Raw genomic sequence first — 25990 nt, forward strand, 5'->3', positions numbered from 1 at the left:
GGAGCAGGCCTCGCAGGTTCAGGGCTCCAGCTACTCGTGAGCTGGATTTGCCCATGTATTTCACTTCCGAATTCGGTCCTGACGCCTCCTCCTCCTCCTCGTCCGCTGCCATTCTACAGGCCGTCGGCAACACGCCGTTGCTCAAGCTCACTTTGGACGAGACGGGCACGACGATCTACGCGAAGGCCGAATTCCTGAATCCATCCGGGTCGATCAAAGACCGCCTCGCCCTCTCCGTGGCCCGCGACCTCCGTCGCCTCAACCGGCTCGACAACACCACCACCATCGTCGAAGTCAGCAGCGGCAACACCGGCATCGCCCTCGCCATGCTCGGCGCCATTCACGGCTGCGGCGTGCATATCCTGATGAGTGATACGGCCAATCCCGAGCGCCAGCAGCTCATCCGCCACTACGGCGCGCGGCTCACGTTGTTTCCCGCCAACCGCGGCTACCTCACCGGCTTGGAACTGGCCGACGACCTCGCCGCCCGGGACGCCAATGTTTTCCTGCCGCGCCAGTTTGAGAACCCGCTCAACGCCCACGATCACGCTCGCCACACCGGCCCGGAAATCCTGCGCCAGATTCCCGGAGGCCGGGTCGATGCCTTCGTCTCGGGCTATGGCACCGGCGGCACGCTGGCGGGGTGCGGACAAGCCCTCCGCGCCGCCAATGCCGCCCTGCTCCTCGTCGGCATGGAGCCCGACGGCGGCCCCGGCATCGGGGGTGAAATGCCGTGCTGCGAACTCATCGAAGGCATTGCCGGCGGCTTCCTGCCGCCCTTGCTGCAAGCCGCCGCCATCGACTCCACCGTCAAGGTCTCGGCCGACGACGCCTATGCCATGACTCGGCGTCTCGCCCGCGAATTCGGCCTGCCCGTCGGCCCGTCGAGCGGGGCCAATGTTTGCGCGGCGCTGCGCATCGCCCGCCAGCTCGGACCGGACCACCAGGTCGCCACCATCCTCTGCGATCGGGCCGAACGCTACTTCTCCACCGGTCTATTTGCCGCCAAATTTTCCTGATCACCTTACGGCCTTCCCGCCCCCCATTCGTCTCAACCCTTCAGAAGCTCCCCGCGGTCGCACGCGGCGTCATCCGCGCTCCCTCACCACGACCCCACCTCCCATCCATTTTCCACCCATGACTCGTCCCTCGCTCACTCGTCTCGCTCTCGCGTCCCTACTCAGTTTCGCGCCCATCGCCACCTTTGCCACGTCGCCGACGGAGGCCCCGGATCTGCCGGCCCGCGTGGTCGCTCCCACCGACAAAGCCCAGTTCTCCCGCCTCGTGCTCGACAACGGTCTGCGCGTGCTGCTCGTGAGCGATCCCGCCTTCAATAAATCCGCCGCCTCGCTCGCCGTCGGCATCGGTCAACTGGAAGATCCGGAAGAAACCACCGGCATCGCTCACTTCACCGAGCACATGCTTTTTCTCGGCACGGAAAAATACCCCGACGAGGGCGAATACGGCACCTTCGTCAAAAGCAACGGCGGCTACACCAACGCCTACACGTCCTCCGATCTCACCAACTACCAGTTCGAGGTTCGTCACGAGGCCTTCGACGCCGCGCTCGATCGCTTCGCCCAGTTTTTCATCGCCCCGCTGTTCACCCCCAAATTCACCGAACGCGAAATCAGTGCCGTGCACAACGAGGTGATGCGCCACGTGCAAAACGACGGCCGCCGCATCTACAACGTCATGCGCGAACTCTACGCGCCCGGGTCGCCCGAATCCCGCTTCACCGCCGGCAACAAGGAGACACTCGCCACCGCCGATTCCCCCACCGTGCGCGCCTTTTTCGAGGCCAACTACAGCGCCGAGCGCATGGCCCTCGCTCTCACCGGCAACGCCTCCCTCGCCGAGCTCGAAACCATGGCGCGCACCCACTTCAGCGCCATCCCGAATCGTGGTCTCCCGTCCCTCGAACGCAGCTCCACTTTTCTGCCTCGCCAAGCCGCCCTCCGGCTCGCCCAGGTCGAGCCCGTGCGCGAGGTCCGTGAGCTCCAACTCCAATTTCCCCTCGACGCCACGCGCGCCAACTTCACCGCCAAAAACGCCGAGACAATCCGCGCCCTGCTCTCGCACTCCAGCGCCGGTGGCATCACTCACGCGCTCAAGGAAGCCGGACTCGCCCTCTCCGCCGGCGGCAGCATCTGGGACCGCAGTCCCGACTACAGCTCCCTGTTCATCTACGCCACCCTCACGCCCGGGGGAGCCGATCGTCTGCCCGAGGTTTTTGATCTGATTTTCGAGTATATTGACTTCCTGCGCACGGCACCGTTTCCCCACGCCTTGTGGTCGGAAAACGCCCGCATCGCCCGTCTCGGCGAGACCTACAACGATCGCGGCGAAGGCGCATCCCTCGCCATTGAGCTGGCCAACCAGGCCCTGTTCTTCCCCCTGGCCGTGGCCGAGCGCGTGCCCCACGTGTGGGTCGCCCCCGACGAAGCCGACTACCGCAACATTCTCGATCAACTCACCCCCGACAATCTGCTCGCCGTCTTCGCCGCCAAAGGCGTGCCCACCGATCGCACCGAACACTTCTACGGCTCCGCGTATTCATATACCGAGGACACCGGCCCGGCCTACCAACGCCTGCTCGACGTTCGCGCGCCCACCGACGGCACCTTCGCCCTGCCCCGCCCCAACCCTTACCTCGGCGCCGAACCCGAGCTCCTCACCGAGCGCCCCGTGCAACTCATCGACGAACCCGGTCTCGCCCTCTACTACGCGCCCGACCTCGAGTTCCTGCGTCCGCAGACCACCCTCCGCTTCCGCCTCGTCCCGACCACGTCCCACACCGACGTGCGCACCGCCACCTTGCTCGCGCTCTACGATCAATGCCTGGGCGATGCCCTCGATGCCGCCGCCGATGAAGCCGCCCGCGCCGGCGTGTCCTTTAACGTCGGTGCCAGCCTGCACAGCTTTAACCTGACCGTCACCGGCTTCGGCGATTCGCCCGTGCGCTTCGCTCGGGAGGCGGTCAGTCAACTTCACGACGTCGCGCCGTCCGCCGAACGCTTCGCCGCGCTCAAGGACGGCTTCCTGCGCAACCTGCGCAGCTTCCCCCAAACCGAGGCGTTCCGGCTCGCCGGGGCTCGTCGCGGGGCCTGGACCGAAGAGTATTCCTACCTCCCTGACGAGATGCTCGCGCCCGCCCTCGCCGCCACCTGGCCCGAGGTCAAGGCCGCCGCCGACGCCTTTCTCCGCGCCGGCAAACTCGAGGGCGTCATCCATGGACACCTCGCGCCCGACCACGCCATCGCCGCCGCCCGCGAACTCGTCACCGGCATCGGCTTCACGCCCGCGCCCGCCGATCAACTCCTGCGCTCCCGCGAGCTCACCCAGGCCGACGGCGAGACGATCATCGACGTCGCGCCCACCGCCGGGGCCAACTCCGCCTACACCGCGCTCTACCTGCTGCCCGATGCCTCCCCGCGTCACCGCGCGGCCGGAGCCTTGCTGGGCAACTTCATCAGCCAGCCGTTCTTCAACGAACTGCGCACCCGTCAGCAACTCGGCTACATCGTCGGTGCCGGCGGCAGCGGCACGCGGCTCACGCGCTACTTGAGCTTCACCATTCAATCCAGCGACTACGGGCCCGACGAGCTCCGCACCCGCGCCGAGGCCTTCATCGCCACGCTGCCCGATGCCCTCGCCGCCCTGCCCGCCGCGGACTTCGCTCAACTCGTCGGCGGCGTGCGCGCCAATTTCGAAGCCAAGCCCAAGAGCCTCGCCGAAAAAACCGACCGCTTCTTCGCCTACGCCTACGACTACGACGCCGACTGGGAGCGCCAACACGACGCCCTCGACGCCCTCGAATCACTCACCCAAGCCGATGCAGCCGCCTTGCTGACGGACGTGTTGACCGGCTCGGCCACCCGTCGCCGCCTGGTTCTCCTCACCGGCGAAAACCACGAGGCGTCCACCGCTCCCGCTTCGTTCACCGATCGGGCGACGTGGAAGGCCTCCCGCCGCTTCCAATAACCCGTCCCTGTTTCATTTCCCACCGGTAGGAGCGAGCTCGCTCGCGATGCGGCGGCGGAGTCATCACCTTCACTCCCCGCCATCGCGCGCCGACCCGCTCCACCCGTTCGCCTAAAACCCGTCCCGACCATCCATGTCGTCCGCCACCCTCTCCGCCCGCCGCAGTCCGCTGCTGGCGCTCATCGGCAACACCCCGCTGCTGGAACTGCGCTTCGAAGCCGAAGCCCTGACGATCTTCGCCAAGGCCGAGTTCCTCAATCCCTCCGGCTCCATCAAAGACCGGCTCGCGCTCACCATCATCGACGATGCCGAGGAGCGCGGCGTCCTGGGACCCGACTCGATCATTCTGGAATGCACCTCCGGCAACACCGGCATCGCGCTCGCCATGGTCGGTGCGGCCAAAGGTTACCGCGTTAAAATCCTCATGAGCGAATCCGCCAGCGTGGAACGCCGCCACCTCATCCGCCACTTCGGCGGAGAGGTGCAGTTGTTCAAAACGAGCGACGGCTACGCCACCGGCATCGACCTCAGTCGCGAAATGGCCGCCGCCGACGCCCGCTATTTCCTGCCCTGTCAGTTCGAGAATCCGCTCAACGCCCACGACCACGAAACCCAAACCGGCCCGGAAATCCTGCGTCAAATTCCCGGCGGTCGCGTCGATGCCTTTGTATCCGGCTACGGCACCGGCGGCACGATCACCGGTTGCGGCCGCGCCCTCAAAGCCGCCCGCGCCGAGACCCGCATCGTCGCCATGGAGCCCGCCGAGGCCGCCATGCTCTCCGGCGAGATGCCCTGCTGCCACACCATCGAAGGCGTGGCGGGCGGCTACATTCCGCCGCTGGTGCGCGAGGCCCCCATCGACGAAAAACGCACGGTCTCCAGCGAGGACGCCATGCACATGACGCGCCGACTCGCCCGTGAATTCGGGCTGCTCGTCGGCACCTCCTCCGGGGCCAACATCTGCGCCGCGCTGGCCGTGGCGCGCGACCTGGGTCCCGCCGCGCAGGTCGTCACCATCCTCTGCGATCGCGCGGAACGTTATTACTCCACCCGCCTCTTCCAGGCCGAACGCCCGTAACCTGCCACGCCGATGACTCCGTATACTTGTAGGGGCGTTGCTTGCGACGACCGCGTCCACATCTCGCGTTTCAGAAACACCCGCTGAACGCACACCGGCAGAACCACCCGGGAACAAACCCCTTCGGTTGCGCCTCTCCCCTTCATCTTCAGTCTATTCACCATGATCGCTCCCCGCGTCCTTTTGGCGGCCTTCGCCAGTTTACTTTTTGCGACCGCCAGCCTGGCTCAGGTCGAAGCCTCCCTCGCCTCCGCCGATGCCGCCGTGCGCCCCGGTGAGCCCATCACCGTCGCCCTGCGCCTGGACCACGAGGACCACTGGCACTCCTATTGGGTCAATGCCGGCACCGGCTACCCCACCTCCATCGAATGGGACCTGCCCGAGGGCTGGACCGCCGGGGAAATCCAATGGCCCACGCCCGTCATCATCCGCGACTCCCACGGCACGATCACGGGCAATGGCTATGAACACGTCACCTACCTGCCCGTCACCCTCACGCCGCCCGCCGACCTCGCTCCCGGCACCGAGGTCACGCTGCAGGGCCACGCCGATTGGCTCATGTGCGCCGACGTGTGCATTCCCGGTGATCAGGCGATCGCGCTAACCTTGCCCGTCGTCGCCCCCGACACCCCGCGCCAGCCCCACGCCGCCCACGGAGCCGAAGTGCGCGACGTGCTCGCCGCCCTGCCCGCCGCCCCCGGCGACCTGCAAATCAGCGCCACCAAAACCGGCACCTCCGCGACGCTCACCGTCAGCGGCCTCTCCAGCGAACCCGCCACCCCTTGGTTTTTCGCCAGCGACGCCTTCATCCAATACGACCTGCCACAATCCGCCACCTACGCCGACGGCACGCTCACCGTTACCCTGCCCGTATCCGAATTCTATGACGGCGACGGCGACCGCCTCGTCGGCGTGCTGCGCCAGGATGGCAGCTGGACCAGCGGTCAAAACCTCCCCGGCATCGCCATCGACGCGGTCTTCGGCGCCGCGCCCATCGGCATGGTGGCAGGTCCCGCAGCGACCGATGCCCCGGCCACCAGTTCGGTCAACCTACTCGGCACGCTCGCCCTCGCCTTCATCGGCGGACTCATCCTCAATCTCATGCCCTGCGTCTTCCCGGTGCTGGGCATCAAGATCCTCGGCTTCGTCAACCAAGCGGGCTCCGATCGCCGTAAAGTTGCCCTGCACGGCTGGGTCTTTACCCTCGGGGTGCTCGCCTCGTTCTGGTCGCTCGCGGGACTACTCGCCGTATTGCGCGCCGGTGGTGACAACCTCGGCTGGGGTTTCCAGCTCCAGTCCGCACCCTTCGTCTTCGTGCTCGCCGCCGTCATGCTCATCTTTGCCATGGCGATGAGTGGCGTCTTCGAATTTGGCCTGAGCGCCACCGGCGTCGGGGCCAAGCTCCAGTCCAAGGATGGCCTCACCGGCACCTTCTTCACCGGCGTGCTCGCCACCGTCGTGGCCACGCCCTGCAGCGCCCCGTTCCTCGCGCCCGCCCTCGGTGCCGCGCTCGCCGTGCCCATCGTGGCCTCGTTTGCCATCTTCACCGCCATCGCGATCGGCCTGAGCATGCCCTACCTGCTGCTATCGCTGTTCCCCAGCGCGATCAAAATTCTCCCGCGTCCCGGCGCCTGGATGGAGACCTTCAAGCAGGCCATGGCGTTTCCGTTGTATGCAACCGTCGGATACCTCGTATGGGTGCTGGCCGGACAGACCACCGAAGGCGGCGCGCTCAACGCCATTTTCGGCCTGACCCTCATCGCCTTCGGCGTGTGGTTCTACGGCCGCTACGCCGCCGCCGGCAACAAACCCGCCCGCCGCCGCTTCGGCATCATCGCGGGACTCGTGGTGCTCGGCACCGGCGCGCTCTTCGGCTGGCCGAAACCACCCGCCCCCAACGACATTGTCTGGGAAAAATGGAGCCCCGAAGCCATCGCCGCCGCGCGGGCCGAAGGCCGCCCCGTCTACGTCGATTTCACGGCGCGGTGGTGCGCCACCTGCCAAGCCAACAAGAAACTCGTTTTCAGCTCCGACGATGTGAAGGAAACCTTCCGCGACCAAAACGTGCTCACGCTCAAGGCCGACTGGACCAACAAAGATCCGGCCATCACGGCCGAGCTCGCCAAGTGGAACCGCAGCGCCGTCCCCTTCAACCTCGTCTACCTCCCCGGCGAATCCGACCCCACCATCCTCCCCGAGCTCCTCACCCCCAGCACCGTCCTGGAAGCGCTAAACTAAACCGCGCCCTCAGGGCGTTCGCTCGCGAATGCCGACACCACCACGGGCCGAGGTCAACGGCACCAGCACCAGGTGTCCATAGGTCAGGGCAAGTTCAGCGCCCGCCGCAGGTCCTCGTGTTCAAATGCACTCGCCATGCGGTGAATTTCCGTCGTCCGCGCGCCAAACCGATCCGGCAAGTCTGCCCTCCTCGGCAAACCTACATATCAGAATTCATGATGATTGCTCAGCTCCGGCTTCGCGGCATGTGCACCCGCTGGGGCAGCGCCTCGTTCGCCATGGCCTGGCCCACTGAATCGCCGGCCGGGTCCGCCACCGCGCCCAATTTTTCCAGTAAACCCAAGGCCTGCGTCACGGCGGCATAAATGCCCATGCTCACGCCCGGATCGCCTGCCTCGATCCGCTGTAGAGTAGGACGGGAGGTGAAGGCTCGATCCGCTACCACCGCCATGGAAAGACGACGACGCCGCCGCGCATCACGCAAATCCGCCCCGAGCTGCCGCAACGTGCGACGAACCGCTGCGGATGGATGGTGAGGTGCAGGCATTATGTTAGATTCACTTTACTTTATTTCCTTTAATGTCAATTGATGTTTACATTTATGAGTCAAGAGACAGAGCCCTCCCATGCCGTCCTGCCAGAAGCAATCGACCGGGAGCGGGCAATGTGACGGGCATTTCACCGCCTCCTCTATCTTTTCCATTCTCACCGCCATGCCCGCCTCCTCTTCCCCCGTCGAAGTCATCGTCTCCCGCCAACTCGAAGCCTATAACCGGCAAGACGTGGACGCGTTTGTCGCCTGCTTCTCTCCCGATGTGGAGATCGTCCGTGACGGCTCCCCCGACGTGCAGCATGGCCGCGAGACCATGCGTCAAAACTACGCGGCCATGTTTGCCCGGTTCCCGCAGAACCAAGCGACAGTCACCCAGCGGATGGTCGTCGGGCAGCACGCGGTGGACGAGGAATTGGTCGAGGGTCGCGATGGTCCGCCCTTTCGCACCATCGCGGTCTACACCATCACGGCGGGCCTCATCTCCCACGTCCGCTTTCTCAGCTGCGAAAACACGTAGCTCCTCCCCGTCAGCGTCGCGGCACCACCAGTTTCACCTTAGGGAAATAGGTGCGATACCGCGCCACATCTCGCGTCACCAAAGTAAATCCCGCGTGTTCGGCGTGGGCCCCGATATAGAAATCCGGCAACGGCGAGGTTTTGCTGCCGCCCGCGCGCCGGTAAGCGAGAAAGGCCCGACTGGCGCGAAAGCCCGCCTCGTAAGGCAGCGGCAACCGTTTGAAGATCCCGGGACGTAAGAAGTGGTCGACTTCGGCCGCACTTTCAAAGTGGGCCGCCAGCTCCGCATACAGGATGGGATTCAGCGGAATCGGTCCCTCGTTCCGGGCCCGGATCAACTGCTTTTGCGACCAGTCCGCCCACTCGGGATCGTCGGTCAGAATATCCAGCAGCACGTTCGTATCGAGCAGGTAGGCCATCAATCCTCCCCGCGCGTTAATTTCATCCGCTCATCGGTGGACATACCCTTCAAAACGCCCCGCGCTTCATTCAACCAATCCATGGTGGCATCCGACTTACGAGCCCGAGGTGTGATGACGACCTTGTCTCCCTCGACCACGAACTCGACCGCTGTGCCGGGCTTCAACCCGAACTTGTTCCGAATCCGCTGAGGAATCGTAACCTGCCCCTTGCTGGTGATGTTCATCTGCTAAGTAATACCTGCATCGGTATTACCATCAAGATCCGATTCGATTCCGCGCCTCCTCGCTATCGCGCCTACTTCCCTGACGTGCAGCCCGCAAGTCCCTGATCCACGCGGATACCGAAAGCCGCTCGAACTTAGCCCCACTCCACCACGATCTACCCCAAACCCCAAAGCCCGACCCCTTTCTTGGCCCCCCCAACAACTCGCCGATCAGCAGCCCCAGCAAATGGAGCTTTTGGCAATCGCGGGCCGAGTAGTCGGTGTGCTTGCGATTCAGGCTGATCACCACCGCCGAGTCACCCCCCACCCCCGGGCTGAAGGCAACTTGATGATTGGCGTCGAGATGACGGTAGGCTTCCCGGTGCAGGGGGTTGTCGCGAAAACGCGGCAGCGACTGAAAGTCGGAGATACGCCGAGGCTGGACGCGGGAGCCTGACCATCCCACGGCCTCCAGGGCGGGGTGATGCGGCAGTAGTTGACTGATCGGTTCCACCAGCCGGGCGGTGGTGGCGAGGTAGGCGGGGGAGATTTCCATCCCAGTGAATTGCTCGTAATCGGGAGACATTTCCCCCCAACCGGCCATGTCTCCCGGCAGGCAGCAGTCGATCTCGGTGATGAAGGCCGCCGCCAACTCGGAGCGGGTCTCGGCGCGATGAAGTCGACGAACCATCCCGTTCACCTGACGTTGATCGCCACCGGTCAAATCTGGCAGACGCGGCAGCTTCATGCGTCGGGCTGCCACAACAGTTCGGACAATCGGGAGACTCCCAGCTTTCGATAAAGGTTTTGCTGGTGCTTCTGCACAGTGCGTCGGGTGCAGCCCAGAATACCGGCGATTTCATCCGGTCGTTTTCCGGTGCGCAACCACTGCCGGACCTCCCGTTCGCGAGGCGTCAGTGGGGCGCGGATCGAGGAACGATTCGAAGCGGGAGCAGGCAGAGGCTGCCAGATCAACAGTCCCGACTCCCGGATCGCCAAATCACCGGCGGCCCGCAGGAAAGATTCCCAACGGCCGGGTGGATCGCTGGCGCACAACCCGCGTTTTTTCAGGTCCCGGATGGCGGCGGGGTTAAGCTTTATCTGTCCGCGGTCCGTCCGCCGAGCAATGGCCCATTCCAGTCCCGCCAACAACTCCAGCCAAGCGTCCCGGCGTGCCATGCAAGCCTCGGTTCGACGCAGGGTCGGAAGCAACAGGTCATGAGGAGCAACCCCACGCATGGACGTTTCAGCGGCCATGATCCTAACCTGAAAGCTCACCAAGAATCGTCAATTCAGCAGTTCCAAGTCGGCGGTCTATTGGGGTCACTTTCCCAACAATTCGCTGGCGGCTTCAATGGCGGCCGAGAAATGAGGCAGCTTGTGGCGGCGGGCGTAGGCTTCCAAGCGCCTCACTGCGGCAGGGGAAAGTTTGACTGTTTTACGCGTCTTGCCGAGCGCGGTGCGACCGGCTCCCGCCCGCTTGCCGCCGCGGCCAACGACACGCACACGCCCACTGGCAATGGCTTCGTCGGTGACCTCGGGCTGATCCGAGAAATCAATCTCCGCATCCGGTTTCGCGGCAAGTTTGGCCAAACGAGCCTTAGCGGCAGCGGAGAGCGGTCGGGCTTTGGCCTCGGCGAGGGTTAATTTAGTCTTGGGCATGGTAGCGTTTCCTTTCCTGTCGGCTGGCGGGGCGGGCTGAAATGATGCGGGTGACGCCGGAGCGGTCGGTGTGAGTCACGGAGACAACCACCAGCCCGGCGACGAGACCGGTGGTGTTTTCTCGATGTTCGGTGGTGTGGCGAGAGTCGATGACCGTCAGCCGCCGAGGATCCGCAAATACCAAAGCCGCTTCGGGAAAGCTGATCCCATGCTTGGCGAGGTTTTTGGTAGCCTTGGCGGCATCCCACTCAAAAGTCATCTTTTGATATCGTGCGCACGTTTTCAATCAGCGCAAGCGCACAATCCGTTTGAAAAGCACCGACCGCGGCACGCTGAATCGCCACACTTCCCTCACCCGAATCCGATCTTTGTAGCTGACCCGCATCTGAAGCGTGGCCCGACCGGCTTGCGTCAACGCCCTCTCCGTCAGTCAAGAGTCAAACAATGTCCCGTTTTGACTGCGCACCGCAAAGATAGGAATGATCGGGACATGGGTTACACAAAGTCCAGGCACATGGGTTACACTTTTGGGAGGTTGGGTTTACGGGTTGTGTTTGGCGAGGGGAACCTGATGCGGGGGAACCATGTAGGCCGCAGGCCGGAATGGGTCCCCCGCATTGAGGGTGAGGTTGGCGAGGTGGATGTTCGCAAAGTGCAGCTCGCTCGTGCCCGCATCCGTGCGGTGGATTCCCACGGTGACTCCGGCAAACGCCTCCCCGACATGATAGCTGCGTTTGCGGTAGTTGATGAACCCGGCCTCGGTAACACGTCGACGCAGATAGTCGGCCGGGTAACGCACGGCGTTGTCGTTCTCGTTTAGGCGCCGCTGACTGGAGTGGTAAATCTCGGCCGGTTTTTGCATGTTGATGCCTTCGTGAGGACGCTCGTGGTTGTAGGTAAAGCGCCACCGGTCGAAGAGGCGTTGTTGGGCGCGTTGATTGCGTGCGCTGGGCTGCAGGGTCTCGGCTTTCAGGTCGCGGTGCATGCGTTCGTGGGACCCATTATCCTGCGGATGCCCCGGTCGGGTGAACTCCACTTGGATGCCTTGGCTGATCCACCACACGCTCAATCGAGAGAGCCTGCCCCAGCCGTTGGAAGCGAAGGGTGAGCCGTTGTCGACGCGGATGATCTCCGGAACCCCGTGGTAGCGCATGATGTTACGACAGGCCAGGTGGGTGCCTCGGAACTGCTGATCATATCGGGCTTGGCAGCACACGACGTAGCGCGAGAACCGATCACACACCGTCAACGGATCACAGCGGATGCGATCCTGCGTCAGGAACCAACCCTTGTAGTCGAACGTCCACACGTGGTTGGGGTGAGTCGGATCGGTCAACTCGCTGGGCCGGGGATGATAGAGTCCAGGTTTACGCCGCCGCTTCTTGATCAGGCCGTGACTCTTCAGCAACGAGGCGATCGTGCTGCGCGCCGGAGGCTGCATTATCCCGTGCTTACAGTGCAGTAGATCCTGTAGCTTCTTGGGGCCCCAACTGGGCTTGGCTTTGCGCTCCTGGAGCACCAGCTCGACTAGCTCCGTAGTCGTCTGGTGGGCACAGCCACGGGGACGACGGGACCGATCGCCCAAACCGGCGGAACCTTCCGCCGCGTAACGACGCAGCCACTTATGACCGGTCTTGCGACTGATATCAAAGTCTTCGCACAACTGCGAGACGGTAAAGCGGCCCGTAGCCGCCATGCTGATGAACTGCATCTTCTGGTCCATTGGTGACACTTCTTTCCAGGGCATACGCCCAGTTTAAGTGTAACCTATGTCCCTAGACTATCTGTTACCTATGTCCCCGGTTCATACCATAAAGCATTGACTCCTTTTTCGGCCTCCTTTTTCGGCCTCCTTTTTCGGCCTCGGAATGACCCCTTTTTTGCCACTGAGGAATCGTAACCTGCCCCTTGCTGGTGATGTTCATCTGCTAAGTAATACCAGCATCGGTATTACCATCAAGATCCGATTCGATTCCGCGCCTCCTCGCTATCGCACCTACTTCCCTGACGTGCAGCCCGTAAGTCCCTGATCCACGCGGATACCGAAAGCCGCTCGAACTTAGCCCCACTCCACCACGACCTACCCCAAACCCCAAAGCCAGACCCCATTTCTGGTCCCCATTTCTGGTCCAGACCCCATTTCTGGTCCAGACCCCATTTCTGGTCCCCATTTCTGGTCCCAAAGCCAGACCCCATTTCTGGTCCCCCCAAAGCCAGACCCCATTTCTGGTCCCCAAAGCCAGACCCCATTTCTGGTCCCCCATTTCTGGTCCAGACCCCATTTCTGGTCCCCATGTCATCTTTTTCTCTAATATTCTGCGTTTCAGGATTCTCAAATTCGGGCGGTATCGACCCACACAGTGATGACTAACTCGCGCCCCTCCGGCATTTTAAAGAGATGAGTTTAAACAGTAAGGATCGATCCTTTTTGCCGCCTCAGAAACACTTAACCCGCCGAAAGCTTGCTCGCCGATTCATATGAATCGCAAAGCTGTCGCCCCAAAATAACCCCTCGCATGCTTCCTCTGGTTTTACGATCAGACCAATAAAACCCGTCCATCGATTCATAATTTGGGCAAGTGATTTCCATCTTGAAAGCACCATGGTGAATTTCACTCCTTACGCCCTGTAATTCAATTTTGGGTTCGTTTCGATAAACCACGTGCAACCTGTATATCTCGTCGCTCTCTAGAGTGATACTATAGGCTACCGAATGCGAAATAGATTCTGGAGTGATCAGTCGTGCGGACAGCGATGATAACGTTTGGCGAACGACTAAATAGCACTGGATTGGCTCGATACCTTTTTGAGTATTCGGATCGATCCAATCAGATTTTAAGTCTATCCGCCAAGTTCCTCGAATATAGGGAATCTTAATATACCATCCTCGCAATATAGGAAGTCGCCAAATCCAAATATTAAAGGCGACCGAGAAAGCTGCCAATACACCTACCACCAAACTGAACGGTTTTAGAAAACTCAATGACAACACAGGTTGGCCCTGAAACCAAAGAGCGGCTAACCAAACTACAATGGTTAATCCCACAAATGATGATACGTGCAAGCGGGTGATCATTATTTATAACCAATAGTATCCCAACAATCACTCACGAATTGGTGGGCACTCAGCCTCGTCCAAGGTTGAATACCCCTGAATAAATACTTTAGCTCGCTGACTTCACCCCATTCGGAACACTTGTCATCATTCATTGTTTCGTTGAAAAGATGTGCTAGAACTCGCCGCATCATCTCATAGAAAGTTGTGGCTTCAAATAAAGAATTTGGAACATTCCAAACGAGACATTCACAAAGGAAGCTAGGTGCGTTTTTTGCCGATTCTACACCATTCAAGGACATCTCATTTGATAGGGATTTCAATATTCGAACCGTGCGTTTAAATCTCCTCTTGGTGGCGGTATTTTTATTGACGCCATTATTGTAGTGCTGCTCGGGCCAGTTAATTATGCTGGGCGGATCGCGGTCGTCAGGCCTCATTTCAACTCCAGACAAATAGTCGCTTGAACTCGTATATCGCCGATGTTCGAAAAAAGCAGCGACATCCGACTCTACTCGATACGAGCTGGCCTTGATATCAAAAGCTTTGCTGCCGCGAGTCACTGCAGCTCTTCCAAATTTATTGATCAACGCTTCTTCTACCTCATTTTTAAACTGCGCATAGTTGTATTCGGTCGATGCAAAATTTCGGGTGACAGCTTCTTTGATGTTGTTATCCGGAATCTGATGGTAGAACGCATCAAAACATAGGACCCCGATATCAACATCACTATCGCGCCTCACATTGACGCGGTTTTTATAGGACCCCTGCGTGAAAACTTTGATATCTCTCGACGAGAGTTTTGGAGATTCTTTGATCGCGCTTCTAATCATGTTTTCGGCATTTTCAGAGCGCTCCTTCTCTGTTTGCGATGGACCTGCGGACCACGTAGAAAAAACAGATTCCCATTCGCTAATTTGTCTCATGTCGGGGTGGATTTATATTGGTAGCGATTGTTCGATACAAGTGTTATTCGGCATCGTGCCAAGCGAAGTGCAACACGTGGGCTAAAGGCCTGAAGACGGCGCCAGCTGCTTGCAGTTTGGCTCCGGCAAGGCCGGAAGACCGAGGGGGCAAAAAGGGTCAAGGGGGCAAAAAGGGTCAGGTTTAAACAATTGTAGTTTGTGGATTCCGGGTGAACTGGAGCGTATGCACCGAGGGAAATCGCTTAGCCTCTTGAGTGATTCGGTAATCCGGCCAGAACAGGGCCGCTCAATGGTGTCATGTCCCGATCTCCTTCGCTTGCTTCGGTGGACTCTGGGAGGGAGAAAAGGGGTCGGAGGGAGAAAAGGGGGTCGGGCTTTGGGGTTTGGGGTTCAGTCGGAACAACCGTGCAACACGCAGTGGCCGAGCTGGAGCTCGGCGTTCCCAGCCGAGGGCGGGGGCGATCCGACGGGGTCATGTCGTCACTTTGTCACCACGAATAGGGGGAGAAAAGAGACAGCAAAACGGGTCAAGACAGCAAAACGAGACAGCAAAACGGGTCAGACAGCAAAACGGGTCAGGTTTAAACTCTTGTGGTTTTTTTGATTCGAACGAGGCCCCGTTAGCCGACTTCCGTGTGGAAGACTACGTGTGCATGCTTTGAGGCACGTAATTCCTCGCGATGGGAGGATCGTTCGCGTTGACTTCGTGGCACTGGCCAACTGCCGCGGCGTCGCTTCGCGCCACCGCGTTTTCTCTTCGAAACGCAATCCCCCGTCCCCTTGTTCGCCATGTTCGTTGTCACTAATCGTGAGGTCTTCCCGACCAAAACCGGCCTCAATGCCTTCGGTTCCACCCCCAGTTGCTCCGGCCCGCTGGAGCTCCGTCTCGCCGAGGCCAAAAAATCCCGCGATCGCTGGAAGATCGATATCCTGCCCGACCAGGTCACCGCCGCCATGGCCGCCGAGAGCGGCCTCGATGTGTCCGGCCCCGAGCCCGTCTATACCAGCCGCTACGTCGCGGCCAAACTGCTGGCCCGCATCAATCCCAAGTTGTCCGGCGGCCGCGGCAAGGGCCGCAACTTCGTGCTGTTCGTGCATGGTTTTAACAACGACCTGAAATCCGCCCTCGATCGCGCGTGGCGTTTCGAAAAAACCTACCAAGTCGAGGTGCTCGTGTTTTCCTGGCCAGCCAACGGCGGCGGGGCCAAGGGCGTCGCCAGTTACCTCAGCGACAAGGCCGATGCGCAGGCATCCGTCGGCGCGTTGGGTCGCGTGCTCGGCAAGCTGCAAAGCATCATGGCCGAGGTGCATGCCACTCACGAACAACGGGTCGAGGAACTCGCCAATCGCCGCCACCCGGATGATGACGAGGCCTGGCGCACGTTCTTCACCGAACAGGCGGAGAAGAGCTGTCCTTTCACCGTCAATCTCGTGCTCCACAGCATGGGCAATTATCTCTTCAAAAAGATGCTGGAAACGTCGGTGTTTCGGTCCGCCCAACCCATCTTCGACAATGTGGTATTGGTCGCCGCCGACACCAATACCGCCGACCACGCGGAGTGGGTTGAAAACATCGCCGCCCGTCGCCGGGTGTTCGTCACCCTCAACGAACACGACATCGCGCTGGCGGCATCCCGCCTCAAGATGGGTGAGCGCCAAAAGGCCCGGCTCGGCCACTACGTGTTTGAGCTCAACGCGAGCAACGCGTCCTACGTCAACTTCACCGACGCCGCACATGTCGCGCGCTCGCACGCCTACTTCGAGGGCAAGCCGACCCGCAACCCATCCGTGAAGGCGTTTTTCGACGCCGCGTTCAACGGACTCGCCGCCGAACAAGCCCTCCCCTACGACGCCGCCCGCAACCTCTACCAAGTGAGCTGAACGCGCGCGGCGCGCCCGCCCACCCTGCCTCCTCAGCGCTCGAAGATCGGTAACGGTCCTTCGAACGCGCCGGCGGGCTCGTTGATTTTGAGCAGAGCTGAAATCGTCGGCGCGATCTGCGTGATGGCGACCCGCTCATAGATCTCCGCACCAGCCGCGATGCCCGGACCAGAAATCAAAAACGGGGCATGCGTGTCATACGAAAACGGTTGGCTGTGGCTCGCCCCACCCCGGTCGTAGCCGAAGACCGATCCCGGCGTGAACAGTGTCAGCACATCCCCCGAGCGGATGGCGTGCGTGCCGCGGCGCATAAGAGCCCGGTAGCCGTCGTGGGCCGCGCTTTCCGCCAACTCCGCCGCCGTGACCACATCGATCACCCCGTCCTGCTCCAACAGGTAGTCGCGCAGAAACTCGCTGACCTCCTCCAGCTCTTCGCCCGCGGCGCGAATGGCGGGTCGATCCAGCACCACGTTGCCCTTGTAGTCCGCCAGCACCCACGATGCGGCAGAGACCGACGGGTAGTGCGCCGTCAGCGCTTTTTCGACGCCGGTCCGGAAGGTTTTTTTGTTCAACGTGCGGGCGGAGGCCATGCCGCGCGAACGCAGGAAAGCCGAATTAAACGCCACGCCGTGATCGGACGTGAGAAACACCACGGTATGCTCGAGCCCCACCGTGCGGTCGATCGTGTCCAGCAGTTGCGCGAGGTCGTCGTCGAGCCGCCGGTAGGTGTCCTCGACCTCCAGGGAGGTGGGGCCAAAACGATGGCCGATGTAATCCGTGGAGGAGAAACTGACGGCGAGCACATCCGGCACGTCGTCGCGCCCCAGGGTGGTGTGTTCCAGCGCGGCTTGGGCGAGTTCACGCACGGCGACATTGCCCCATGGCGACGTGGCAAAGGGTTTGAAATGATCCTTGTCGCCCTCGCTACTCAGCGCGATGGCGCGGGCGATGTCGTGGGGAAACACCGGCGCGGTTTCGCCCGGCAGGGGCTCTTCGAACGGGTTGTCGTCGGGTAGGCTTTCGGTGTAGGTTGCAGCCGCATCGCGCAGGGTCCACGGGGTGGCGGCCAGTTCGGCGACCCGCCCGCCCTCGTTGTAGGCCTGCACCCAGTCCGGAAGCGACTTGGCGTAATACGATGATGTCACAAACCGGCCCGAGGTCACATCCATCCAGTAGGCGGCGTCCGCAAAATGGCCGCCGGGTAGCACGCTGGCGCGATCCTTCAGGCTGATTGCGATCACCTGCGCCCGCTCATTGGTGGCGAGTTTGAGTTCGTCGCCGACCGTCGTAACCAGCAGCCGATGCGGCGAGCGTTGGCCGTCCGCCGCCGTCGTGCCCACCGACGACACGCTGTCATCCTCCACACAATACACCTCCCGGCCCAGTTCACGGTCGAAGAATTCGTTGTTGGCGATGCCGGAGACCGCCGGATAAGCGCCCGACCAAATCGCCGCGTGACCGGGTCCGGTGGACGTGGGCACGTAGTTGTAGTGCATCGAGCGGAATTGCGTGCCCTCACGCTGCAGGCGCTTGAAACCCTCTTCGCCAAACGCCTCGGCAAACCGCGTCAGATAGTCGTAACGCATCTGGTCGACCACGATGCCGACGACCAAACGCGGGCGGGTCGGAGCTGCGGCGCTCAGGACCTGAGGGGATAAAATGCCAAAAAGGAAGAGGCTTAAACCGGTGCGGATCATGGGAAAATCATTCGGGTAAAATCTGACGTAAACCCCCACCTTTTTCAGCTTTCCGATCGAAGCGAGCGAGATGCACACTGAACGCTCTCAAGCGCGATATCGTAACCTGTTCGTGCGGTATCTGTCACTCGCTTCGCTCCATACGCGACCCAACGGTTCTGATCGACTGCACAAACCGGGCGAACAAACTGCGCGGCCATGCCTGTCACATCCGCTCAACGCTCTGCTGGTTTGCTGGTGGTGGCGGCGCTGTTTTGGAGCACGGGCGGACTGCTCATCAAACACATCGATTGGCCGCCGTTGGCGGTGGCCGGCGGCCGGGGCCTTTTCGCCGCGTTGTTTTTGATCGTCGCGGGTCGCCGCTGGAGCCTGCGTTGGACGCGGGTGCAGTGGATCGGAGCCGCCTGCTACGCCACCTGCACGGTCGCGTTTTGCGCCGCGACCAAACTCACCACCGCCGCCAACGCCATCCTGCTCCAATACACCGCGCCGGTGTGGATCGCTTTGTTCGGTGCCTGGTTCTTGGGGGAGCGGGCGACCCGGCTCGACTGGGCCACGATCGTAGCGGTGCTGGGCGGCATGGTGGTGTTCTTGGCCAATGGGCTGTCGGTCGGCCACCTGCTCGGCGACACTCTGGGTTTGATCGCCGGCCTGGGCTTCGCGGCGATGACCATCGCGCTGCGTTACCAGAAAGATGCGTCGCCTCTGGACTGCATTATTCTGGGCAACCTGTTGGCGTTTGTCGTGGGGCTGCCGTGGATCGTCGATGCACCGGCGTTGAGTGGATCGGGAGCCCTCGCGCTGGTCACCCTCGGCGTGGTGCAGCTCGGTATCCCGTATTTGATGTATGCCTACGCGATCCGTCACGTGACCGCGTTGCAGGCGGTGCTCATTCCCGTGATCGAGCCCCTCCTCAATCCCGTGTGGGTATTGCTCGCGCTCGGCGAAAAACCCACGCCCCTCGCGTTGGTGGGCGGTGCCATCGTGCTAGCCGCCGTGACGGGCCGGTCGTTGTTCAACCTGTCCCGGCGCACCGCTCGCCGGCCGGACGTGCGCGAGACCGTGGTGCTGCTGCATGGGCTCGGCCTGGGAGGTTGGGCGATGGCGCGGCTCGCCCGGTCTTTGCGCGCGGACGACTACCGGGTCATCAATCTGACGTATCGCTCGCGCAGCATGCCAGTGGAGCAAATCGGCGCGGAATGGCTGCCCGCCCAACTCCGCCGCCACGGGATCGATCCGCAAGACCCCGCCGTGGCGCTGCACTGCGTCACCCATTCCATGGGTGGCCTGGTCGTGCGCCGGTGGTTGCAGCAACACGGTGCCCCGACCGCGCTCCGTCGCGTCGTCATGATTGCCCCACCCAATCACGGCACCGCCCTGGTCGATCGCATCGGTCACTGGCTGCCCTTTCGGTGGTTTACGGGCGTCAACGGCCGCCGACTCGGCACCGGTCCCCATGACGTCCCCGCCCGACTGGGGCCGTGGCCCGCCGGACCCGAGTTGGGCATCATCGCGGGCGACATGAATCTGAATCCGTGGCTCGCATCGCTCACGGGCCATCCTGGTGACGGCAAAGTCACGATCGCCTCGACGCGACTCGACGGCATGCACGATCACATCGTGCTGCCCCACTCGCACACGTGGCTGCAATACCGCCGCGAACCGATCGCCCAAGTCCACACGTTCCTACGTCACGGCCGGTTTGCGCAGTAGCTCACCGCCCCCTCTTTCTCGTTCTCGTTCTCGTTCTCGTTCTCGTTCTCGTTCTCGTTCTCGTTCTCGTTCTCCTACCAACCCTAAACGCGATCCGTCCTCCCGGAGATAAAGAGGAAAGAGAAAGACGAAAGATGAGCCAGATTTACGCCGAGGAAGCGGGTCGCATCTGCAGCAGCACGTTGGCGATCAGGATCAGGCCACCCCCAATCAAGAGATTACCGGACAATGATTCGTTGGCGTAGTTGATGCCCGCCCACACCGAAAACAACCCCGGCAAGACCAGCGACGCACTCGAGCTGAACACGGGCTCCGCGCAATACAACAGGCCCGCCTCCGTCGAGGTGATTCGCGGCTGCCATTTGTTCATCAACAGGAATGCGCCGAGGGTGCAAAATACCGTGAGCGCCAACGTGAAGCCCCACCACGGCAACGAGCTCAGCGGTGCGATCAACGCCGCCGCCGAGGGCGCGGTGCCGACCGCCAAAGCCCCGAACACCACTCCCTCCACGAGAAACATGACAAACGTGAGCGGCAGCACCCGGTTGAACGCAAACTCCGCCCGCTCCAGGGTCAAAATCTGGCCCATGAAAAACACCGAGGCCAACAGCGTTTCCGCTTCCCCGCGTCCCAATCGCAAAGCGTGCCAGTCGAACTGCCCCAACACCGCCACCCCCGCCAACACCAGCATCGTGCACAGCCACACCCTCGCCCCTGGATTGCGCCACGAACGCACCGCTATCCACATGGGTATGAGAATGGCGTAAAACTGCGACAGGAACGCCGAGGTCGAGGCCGCCGTGAACTGCAGCCCGTCGGCCTGAAACAACATGCCGGCCGAGGCGAACAGCCCCATCATCAGACCTTGTTTCCATTCCAATCGCGTGATCCCGCGCAGCGTCCGCCCCAGTGCCACCGCGAGCACCAGCGCCGCCAACACGAAACGCGGCATCACCATCATGGTCGTGTAGAACCACGTGCTCGCATCCGGCGCGCCGCGTTCGGCCAGTTGGCCGGCGCCTTTCATGAGCGGAAAGCTCAACCCCCAGAACGTGGTGGCGAGCAACAGCATGAGGATGGCGCGGCGGCGCACGGGCGGGTCGGGAAATGGCATCGGAGAAATCGCGACCGTAGGTTCCGTCCTCCCACCTCCAAGGCAATACGCCACTGTGCGGCCCAAAAGCCACCCCCAGTGTCGTCCGGAGCTCGACACTCCCGGCCTCACTCCACCACGCTTCGCCGCCATGGCCTCAAGCACCGGCGACACGGAAAAGCTGCCCAAAAAAATCTACGACGCCCAGGTCGCGACCCTGCGCGAAGAATTGGTGCAGTTACAGGTTGAGCTGAAAAAGACCGATTTCAAAATCGTGCTCATTCTCGCGGGCGTCGACGGCGCGGGTCGCGGTGATGCCATCAACACCTTGATGGGGTGGCTCGACCCCCGCGGCGTCGAAACCATCGCCCTGCAACAACCGACCGACGAGGAACGCGAACGTCCGCTCATGTGGCGGTTCTGGCGCGGTCTGCCGACGAGCGGTCGCATCGGTATTTTTGTCGGCTCCTGGTATACCGAAACCCTGCGCGAAGAGGCGCGCAGCAAAAAGGCCCTCGCGGAGCTCGACCACGAACTGCGTCGCATCCGTCACTTCGAGCGCCTGCTGTCCGACAACGGCACGCTCGTCGTCAAAGTGTGGTTTCACTTGTCCAAGGCCGAGCAGGGACGTCGCCTGCGCGCCCACCTCGCCCACGCCGACACCGCGTGGCGCGTCACCGACGAGCAACAACGCGCGCATCGCATCTACAATCGTCTGGCCACCACCGCCGAGCACATCCTCGGTGAGACCGACCGCCCGGGCGCGCATTGGGACCGCATCGAAGCCGCCGACCCGCGGGCCCGAAATGTTAACTTCGCCGGCATGCTGGTGCGTCGCTTCAAGGAGCATCACCGCCGCTACACGAATAAAAAACACGTCTCCCCGACCAAGCCCAAACGGGTCGTCGCCCTGCGGCCCGACGGTCGCAAGCGGCTGCTCAGCCTGGAACTGGATCGCAAACTGTCCTCCAAAGCCTACGAAGCCAAACGCGAAAAGTGGCTCGGCCGTCTCAACCGTGCCGTGCGCCGCGCCCGCGATGCCAAACGCTCCATCGTCTTCGTGTTCGAAGGCCAGGACGCCGCCGGCAAAGGCGGCGCCATCCGCCGACTCACCGGGGCGATCGACGCCCGCGACTACCGGGTCGTGCCCGTGGCCAAGCCGACCGATGAGGAAAAGGCACACCACTACCTGTGGCGCTTCTGGCGGCAGATCCCGCGCGACGGGTTTGTGGCGATCTTCGACCGCTCCTGGTATGGCCGCGTGCTGGTCGAACGCGTGGAAGGTTTTTGTCACCCGCACGAATGGCGGCGGGCCTTCGAAGAGATCAACGACTTCGAGGAACAGCTCATCGATCACGGCTCCATCGTGGTGAAATTCTGGCTGCAGGTCTCCAAGGACGAGCAACTGGAGCGCTTTCGCGCCCGCGAGGAGACCCCCTACAAACAGCACAAAATCAACGACGAAGACTGGCGCAACCGGGCCCAGTGGTCGGCCTACGAGACCGCCGTGGGCGACATGCTCGCCCTCACCGACACCGCACCGGCGCCCTGGCATCTCGTGCCGGCCAACAACAAGCGCTTCGCCCGTTTCGACGTGTTGCGCCACGCCTGCAAGCAGATCACGGCCGCACTCGACGCGTGATTTTCCCTCGAAGCGTGAAAATGCATCGCCATCGTTAATTGCTGAAAATCAGCAAATAACCCACTTCACCGGATCGCGGCAGCAGTTCGCCGCCCCAAAAAAAACGCCGCCCCGCGCAAGCGGAACGGCGTTGAGAAACAAGAAAGTGCTTTGGGGTTTAAAGCTTACTTGGTCACGTGACCCGAGACGAGCTTGGTCATCTCGAACATGCTCACGGACTTCTTACCGTCGAAGACCTTCTTCAGCTTATCGTCAGCGTTGATGATCGTCTTCTTCTTCGGATCCTGAAGGTTGTTCTTCTTGATGTAGACCCACAGAGCCTTGGTGAGCTCGGTGCGGGGCAGCGGCTTGGACCCAACAACGGCCGCGAGGGCTTCGTCAGGGGTTACCGGTTTCATGAATGCAGCGTTGGGTTTGCGTTTAGCCATATCGGATTCCGGGTCTAGACTGCACCTTACCGAAAGCAATACGTTTTTCAGAGGTAAATTCGCGCATTTTCATAGGTAAAATGCTTGCGCCGACCCCCTTCGAGCTGCCACGGCCCAAGCCCGGTTCCCTCCCCGGCGGCGATTACGATGTAATTATTTTCCGGATACCGTCCCGCCCGGGGCTCAGCGCCGACCACCGCCGGACTTGGCCGCGGCGGCCTGCCGCATCTCGCGCCGCCGGCGCACCTCCGCCGCCACCGCCTCCAACCGGCGGCGTTCATCGGCCGGCGTGGGGTTTACCTTTACCGTATCCACAATTCGGTTACCAGTGGCCGGGCCGGACGCCGTCGCCAGGGGCCGGGCGCCGCCCGCGACCCGGGCGGCCTGCAGCCCGAGGGTCAGGGACTGGGCGCCCTGGCGAACCTGCACGAGGCCTTCGTCGGCATCGTAGGACTCGACCACCAGCTCGTCGGGGCCGACCTCACCGAGCTTGAGCCAGACCGAACGCTGCTTGGTCACGTTGTAGACGTTGAAGCGCTTGGCGTCGCCGTCGCCAAAGGTGCCGCAGAACTGGATCTCGGCGTTTTCCACCGGCACGGCCGCGGCTTCAGCGGCCGGAGGCGCCGCCCGGTTGAAGGGATTGCGACCCGGCATCTGTGCCGAGCTCGTTCCCGCCAGACCCAGCAGGCTGGTCAGAACAAGGGAGGTGAAACGAAGGGAGGGCATGACAGTGAGACGCGGCGACGGACGATTTGTTAGCAGGACCACCTTCCATGACGCACGGGGGCGGGTCAAGTGACACCCCGGGACAAATCCGGATCGAGTCCTCGCTTGCTCCCGCGCCGGGCTCCTCTGCATGTTCGCCGCTTCTATGCACATGCTGCCAACCTGGGCCTGGGGAGCCTTTCTCGTCTTCATCATCGCGATGCTCGCGCTCGACCTGGGGGTGTTTCACCGCAAGTCGCACACGATCAAGCTCAAGGAGGCGCTGACCTGGTGCGGCGTGTGGTTCACCCTCGCCATGGTGTTCAATGCGGTGGTGTGGCACTGGCTCGGGGCGCAGCACGGCAAGGAATGGACGGCGGGCTATCTCGTGGAAATCGCGCTCAGCGTGGACAACGTTTTCGTGTTCATCGTCATCTTCGGCTATTTCAAGGTGCCGGCGGCCTACCAGCACCGGGTGCTGTTCTGGGGCATTATCGGCGCTGCCGTGCTGCGGTTCGTATTCATCCTCGCGGGCGTGAGTCTGTTGGCGCAGTTCCACTGGCTCATCTACGGCTTCGGCGCGTTCTTGGTCTTCACCGGCATCAAGCTGGCATTGCCTCATGACGACAATTTTGACCCGGAGAAAAACATCGCTGTGCGTCTGCTGCGCAAGGTGATCCCGGTGGGTCGGGACTACGAGGGGAAACACTTCTTCACCCGTATCGACGGACGCCGCGCGGTGACACCGCTGTTCGTGGTGCTGCTGGTGATCGAGACGACGGATGTGGCGTTTGCGCTCGATTCGATCCCGGCCGTGCTGGCGATCACGGACGTGCCGTTCATCGTTTTCACGTCCAACATTTTTGCGATTCTCGGGCTGCGCTCGCTCTACTTCGCGCTGAGCGGCGTGATGGATTTGTTCCGGTTTCTCAACATCGGTCTGGCGGTCATCCTCACCTTCATCGGCGCTAAGATGCTCCTCTCAGGCTACCATCACATCTCGATCGAACTCTCACTCGGCGTCATCGGCGGCGTGCTGGCGATCGCCGTAGGGGCCTCGCTTCTGTTCCCCGCCTCCCCCAAGGATAAGCGGTAACCCCTCCACCATGCGTCACGGTTTTTGCCTCATTGTTGCCACGTTGCTCCTGGCCTCACGGATCACGGCGCAGGAGGCAGAGCGCGATGAGCCGATTCGTGGCGTGGTCATTTCCTGCCAGACGTGGGGCCGCGAATGGGGCACCGACGAAATGGTCGAGGCTATGCGGGAGATCAAGGCCCTCGGCGCCAACTGGGTGCAGATTCACCCCTACGGGAGTGTCACACGGGAGGGCGCCGTCTCGTTCGGACGGCTGCCGGAAACCAGTGCAAACGCTCCGGTGTGGCTGGCGCGGCCGATCGCCGAAGCCCACCGGCTCGGGCTCAAAGTCTGCATCACGCCTCACCTCGCTCCGTGGCGCGCCGGTTGGGGTTGGCGGGGAGACGTGCGGTTCGAAACCAGGGCGCAATGGGACCGCTTTTTTGCCGACTACCGCGAGTGGATCACGCGCCTCGCGCGACTTTGCCGCGACGCCGACGGATTCACGGTCGGCTCTGAGCTCGACCGGACCATCCCCGGTCACGAGCGCGAATGGCGCGACATCATCGCGGCCGTCCGCGCCGAAACCGCGGCCCCGCTCACTTACGCCGCCAATTGGCCCGACTATCGCCGGGTGCCGTTTTGGGATGCTTTGGACGTCATCGGGTTGTCCGCCTACTTCCCGCTCGTGGACCACGACCGCCCGCCCACTGCGGCCGAGATCGATGCCACGTGGCGACGCATTCGCGGCGACGTGTTGACCTATGCCGCCCGCCAGCAAAAGCGCGTGGTGTTCATGGAACTCGGATACGACACCGGCCTCAACGCCGCCCGCGAACCCTGGCGCGATGGCGACGGACAGCCGGGCGGTGGCATGGTGCAGGCCCTGTGTCTCGACCGCGCCCTCGCCGCGATGGAAGTGCCCGACGACCTCATCGGCGCGTTTTTGTGGAAGTGGTTTCCCGGAAACTCGCGCGGCGAAAACTTTCTCGTGAGCGACCCCCACATGCGCGAAGTCGTCGCCCGGCATTGGCGCGCCCAACCGGAGTAACGGGCCTCCCCCGCCATCGATCCTCTTCCCGCCCCAGCCTCCCCCGTCCGCATTGTCCCCCCCTCTGC

The 25990-nt window shown here is 62.2% G+C and carries 24 protein-coding genes; 10 read left to right on the forward strand and 14 right to left on the reverse strand.

What is annotated here, in order from left to right; genetic code table 11:
• Positions 1–53 precede the first annotated feature (53 nt).
• The 4 genes from PXH66_RS18430 to PXH66_RS18445 all read left to right on the forward strand — a co-directional run bounded on the left by PXH66_RS18430 (position 54) and on the right by PXH66_RS18445 (position 7300).
• Positions 54–1019: a PLP-dependent cysteine synthase family protein gene (locus PXH66_RS18430; protein ID WP_330931013.1), complete on the forward strand. Its 966-nt coding sequence runs from the start codon at positions 54–56 to the stop codon at positions 1017–1019.
• Positions 1020–1137: 118 nt separating this feature from the next.
• On the forward strand, positions 1138–3984 hold the full coding sequence (locus PXH66_RS18435; protein WP_330931012.1) for an insulinase family protein: 2847 nt from the start codon (positions 1138–1140) through the stop codon (positions 3982–3984).
• A 133-nt stretch (positions 3985–4117) separates the two neighbouring features.
• Positions 4118–5062 (forward strand): PLP-dependent cysteine synthase family protein, encoded by a 945-nt coding sequence (locus PXH66_RS18440; protein ID WP_330931011.1) that lies wholly within the window; start codon positions 4118–4120, stop codon positions 5060–5062.
• Between the two features lie 162 nt (positions 5063–5224).
• Positions 5225–7300 carry a protein-disulfide reductase DsbD family protein gene (locus tag PXH66_RS18445; RefSeq protein WP_330931010.1) on the forward strand — a complete coding sequence of 692 codons (2076 nt, stop codon included), beginning with the start codon at positions 5225–5227 and terminating at the stop codon, positions 7298–7300.
• Positions 7301–7526: 226 nt separating this feature from the next.
• On the opposite strand, the gene PXH66_RS18450 is transcribed toward PXH66_RS18445, so the two are convergent.
• Positions 7527–7847 carry a helix-turn-helix domain-containing protein gene (locus PXH66_RS18450; protein ID WP_330931009.1) on the reverse strand — a complete coding sequence of 107 codons (321 nt, stop codon included), beginning with the start codon at positions 7845–7847 and terminating at the stop codon, positions 7527–7529.
• A 166-nt stretch (positions 7848–8013) separates the two neighbouring features.
• Here PXH66_RS18450 and PXH66_RS18455 point away from each other — a divergent pair, with 166 nt between their 5' ends.
• Positions 8014–8370, forward strand: coding sequence for a nuclear transport factor 2 family protein (locus tag PXH66_RS18455; protein WP_330931008.1), 357 nt, complete (start codon positions 8014–8016; stop codon positions 8368–8370).
• 10 nt (positions 8371–8380) lie between these two features.
• On the opposite strand, the gene PXH66_RS18460 is transcribed toward PXH66_RS18455, so the two are convergent.
• The 9 genes from PXH66_RS18460 to PXH66_RS18500 all read right to left on the reverse strand — a co-directional run bounded on the left by PXH66_RS18460 (position 8381) and on the right by PXH66_RS18500 (position 14637).
• Positions 8381–8788 carry a type II toxin-antitoxin system VapC family toxin gene (locus PXH66_RS18460; RefSeq protein WP_330931007.1) on the reverse strand — a complete coding sequence of 136 codons (408 nt, stop codon included), beginning with the start codon at positions 8786–8788 and terminating at the stop codon, positions 8381–8383.
• Entirely contained in the window at positions 8788–9015 is a 228-nt protein-coding gene (locus PXH66_RS18465; protein ID WP_330931006.1) for an AbrB/MazE/SpoVT family DNA-binding domain-containing protein, read from the reverse strand. The genes PXH66_RS18460 and PXH66_RS18465 overlap by 1 nt, the downstream gene beginning before the upstream one ends.
• Positions 9016–9046: 31 nt before the next feature.
• Entirely contained in the window at positions 9047–9742 is a 696-nt protein-coding gene (locus PXH66_RS18470) for a hypothetical protein (protein ID WP_330931005.1), read from the reverse strand.
• A complete protein-coding gene (locus PXH66_RS18475) occupies positions 9739–10173 on the reverse strand; it encodes a helix-turn-helix transcriptional regulator (protein WP_330931004.1) in 435 nt (144 codons plus the stop codon). Before PXH66_RS18475 ends, PXH66_RS18470 begins: the two co-directional genes overlap by 4 nt.
• A 144-nt stretch (positions 10174–10317) precedes the next feature.
• Positions 10318–10656 (reverse strand): hypothetical protein, encoded by a 339-nt coding sequence (locus PXH66_RS18480; RefSeq protein WP_330931003.1) that lies wholly within the window; start codon positions 10654–10656, stop codon positions 10318–10320.
• A complete protein-coding gene (locus tag PXH66_RS18485; protein WP_330931002.1) occupies positions 10643–10915 on the reverse strand; it encodes a BrnT family toxin in 273 nt (90 codons plus the stop codon). The genes PXH66_RS18480 and PXH66_RS18485 overlap by 14 nt, the downstream gene beginning before the upstream one ends.
• 282 nt (positions 10916–11197) lie before the next feature.
• The gene (locus PXH66_RS18490) at positions 11198–12403 is read right to left on the reverse strand and encodes an IS481 family transposase (protein WP_330931001.1); all 1206 of its coding nucleotides are present in this window, start codon (positions 12401–12403) and stop codon (positions 11198–11200) included.
• A gap of 699 nt (positions 12404–13102) precedes the next feature.
• Positions 13103–13732: a Cap15 family cyclic dinucleotide receptor domain-containing protein gene (locus PXH66_RS18495; protein ID WP_330931000.1), complete on the reverse strand. Its 630-nt coding sequence runs from the start codon at positions 13730–13732 to the stop codon at positions 13103–13105.
• Positions 13732–14637, reverse strand: coding sequence for a nucleotidyltransferase domain-containing protein (locus PXH66_RS18500; protein ID WP_330930999.1), 906 nt, complete (start codon positions 14635–14637; stop codon positions 13732–13734). Before PXH66_RS18500 ends, PXH66_RS18495 begins: the two co-directional genes overlap by 1 nt.
• A 789-nt stretch (positions 14638–15426) precedes the next feature.
• Here PXH66_RS18500 and PXH66_RS18505 point away from each other — a divergent pair.
• Positions 15427–16518 (forward strand): alpha/beta hydrolase, encoded by a 1092-nt coding sequence (locus PXH66_RS18505; RefSeq protein ID WP_330930998.1) that lies wholly within the window; start codon positions 15427–15429, stop codon positions 16516–16518.
• 32 nt (positions 16519–16550) lie between these two features.
• Here PXH66_RS18505 and PXH66_RS18510 read toward each other — a convergent pair whose 3' ends face one another.
• Complete coding sequence (locus tag PXH66_RS18510; RefSeq protein ID WP_330930997.1) at positions 16551–18215, reverse strand: alkaline phosphatase family protein; 1665 nt, start codon at positions 18213–18215, stop codon at positions 16551–16553.
• 198 nt (positions 18216–18413) lie between these two features.
• Between PXH66_RS18510 and PXH66_RS18515 the strand changes: the two genes are divergently transcribed.
• Positions 18414–19928: an EamA family transporter gene (locus PXH66_RS18515; RefSeq protein WP_330930996.1), complete on the forward strand. Its 1515-nt coding sequence runs from the start codon at positions 18414–18416 to the stop codon at positions 19926–19928.
• A gap of 145 nt (positions 19929–20073) precedes the next feature.
• Here PXH66_RS18515 and PXH66_RS18520 read toward each other — a convergent pair whose 3' ends face one another.
• The gene (locus PXH66_RS18520) at positions 20074–21042 is read right to left on the reverse strand and encodes a DMT family transporter (protein WP_330930995.1); all 969 of its coding nucleotides are present in this window, start codon (positions 21040–21042) and stop codon (positions 20074–20076) included.
• Positions 21043–21172: 130 nt separating this feature from the next.
• Between PXH66_RS18520 and pap the strand changes: the two genes are divergently transcribed.
• Positions 21173–22663, forward strand: a complete 1491-nt coding sequence (pap, locus tag PXH66_RS18525; protein ID WP_330930994.1) for a polyphosphate:AMP phosphotransferase — start codon at positions 21173–21175, stop codon at positions 22661–22663.
• 164 nt (positions 22664–22827) lie between these two features.
• Here pap and PXH66_RS18530 read toward each other — a convergent pair whose 3' ends face one another.
• Positions 22828–23061, reverse strand: a complete 234-nt coding sequence (locus PXH66_RS18530) for an SWIB/MDM2 domain-containing protein (RefSeq protein ID WP_330930993.1) — start codon at positions 23059–23061, stop codon at positions 22828–22830.
• 213 nt (positions 23062–23274) lie between these two features.
• Complete coding sequence (locus tag PXH66_RS18535; protein ID WP_330930992.1) at positions 23275–23817, reverse strand: hypothetical protein; 543 nt, start codon at positions 23815–23817, stop codon at positions 23275–23277.
• Positions 23818–23947: 130 nt separating this feature from the next.
• Here PXH66_RS18535 and PXH66_RS18540 point away from each other — a divergent pair, with 130 nt between their 5' ends.
• Positions 23948–24892 carry a TerC family protein gene (locus PXH66_RS18540; RefSeq protein ID WP_330930991.1) on the forward strand — a complete coding sequence of 315 codons (945 nt, stop codon included), beginning with the start codon at positions 23948–23950 and terminating at the stop codon, positions 24890–24892.
• A 10-nt stretch (positions 24893–24902) separates the two neighbouring features.
• Positions 24903–25922, forward strand: a complete 1020-nt coding sequence (locus tag PXH66_RS18545) for a glycoside hydrolase family 113 (protein ID WP_330930990.1) — start codon at positions 24903–24905, stop codon at positions 25920–25922.
• Positions 25923–25990: the final 68 nt, after the last annotated feature.

Origin of the sequence: Synoicihabitans lomoniglobus, from assembly GCF_029023725.1 — a bacterium.
GTDB classification, from domain to species: Bacteria; Verrucomicrobiota; Verrucomicrobiia; order Opitutales; family Opitutaceae; genus Actomonas; species Actomonas lomonigloba.